Genomic DNA, 1,329 nt, shown 5'->3' with positions numbered 1-1,329 from the left:
GTCCCGACGAGCTCGACCGGCGAGGACGGTCAGCCGGCCGTGATCGCGTCGATCGACGGCTGCACCGCGTCGCGGATGTCGGCCGACAGCGGGGCGGAGCCCGCGGCGTCGGCGGCCACCTGCTGGCCCTCCTCGCTCGCGAGGTAGGACATGTAGCCCTTCACCAGGTCCGCCTGCGCCTGGTCGGCGTAGGTGCCGCAGGCCAGGAGGTAGGAGACCAGGACGACCGGGTAGGTGCCGGCGACATCGCGCTTCAGCTCGATCGAGTACACGCCGTCCGCGGTGCCCTCGGCCCGCGGCGACTGCGCGACGACCTCGGCGGCCGCCTCGGCGCTGTAGGGCACGAACTCGTCGCCCACGCCGACCGCCACGGTGCCCAGGTCGGAGATCTGGGAGGCGTCGGCGTAGGTGATGGTGCCGTCGCCGGACTGCGCGGCCGAGACCACGCCGGAGGTGCCCTGGGCCGACTCCTGGCCCTCGATCGGCCAGACGCCCTCGGGCTCGTGGTCCCAGGCGTCGGGGGCGGCCTCGGACAGGTAGGCCTGGAAGTTCTCGGTGGTGCCCGAGTCGTCCGAGCGGTGCACCACGGTGATCGCGGTGTCCGGCAGGTCGGCGTCCGGGTTGTCGGCGGCGATCGCGTCGTCGTTCCAGGCCTTGATCTTGCCCGAGAAGATGTCCGCGATGACCTCCGGCTTGAGGTTCAGCGAGTCGACGCCCTCGAGGTTGAACGCGATGGCGATCGGGCTGACGTAGCCGGGGAACTCGATGACGCCGCCCTCGCCGCACTGGGCCTCTGCCGCCTTCATCTCGTCCTCGTCCAGCGCCGCGTCGGAGCCGGCGAAGGCGTACGAGCCGTCGGTGAAGCCGGTGCGGCCACCGCCGGAGCCGACGGGGTCGTAGTTGACGGTGACGTCGGGGTTGGCCGTCTGGAAGCCGGCGCGCCACGCCTCCTGGGCGGACTCCTGCGAGGAGGCGCCGCCGCCGCTGAGCTCGCCCGAGAGGGACGAGCCGCCGTCCTGCGAACCACCGGTGGACTCCGCGCCCGGCGCGGCCGGGTCCGAGCCGCACGCGGCGAGGGTCAGGGCCAGCGCGCCGACCGCCACGGCGGTTCCAGCACGGGAGAATCGGCTGAGCTTCACGTCTCGTTCCATCCTGTTCACACGGAGGGACACCGGCGAAGTACCGGCGTTCGTCGGGAACGCTAGGCACGCAAGGTGGCTCGGGACCCAGGAGCAGGTGAACGAGGGGTGAACAGTGGCGGGCGGCTGGTCACCGCACGCCAGGTAGTACGAGATCCGCCGAGGTAGGACGGGCGTCCGCGCAAGGGTG

At 72.2% G+C, this 1,329-nt stretch carries 1 protein-coding gene; it reads right to left on the bottom strand.

Annotated elements, in window-relative coordinates; genetic code table 11:
• Nucleotides 1–29: 29 nt before the first annotated feature.
• Nucleotides 30–1,139 (bottom strand): phosphate ABC transporter substrate-binding protein PstS, encoded by a 1,110-nt coding sequence (locus ACFWEK_RS21670; RefSeq protein ID WP_430555385.1) that lies wholly within the window; start codon nucleotides 1,137–1,139, stop codon nucleotides 30–32.
• Nucleotides 1,140–1,329: the final 190 nt, after the last annotated feature.

It is taken from the genome of Isoptericola sp. NPDC060257 (genome assembly GCF_042726645.1).
Classification (GTDB): Bacteria; Actinomycetota; Actinomycetes; order Actinomycetales; family Cellulomonadaceae; genus Isoptericola; species Isoptericola nanjingensis.
Note: the sequence above shows the minus strand (reverse complement) of the source record. Positions and strands in the feature narration are given on the sequence as shown.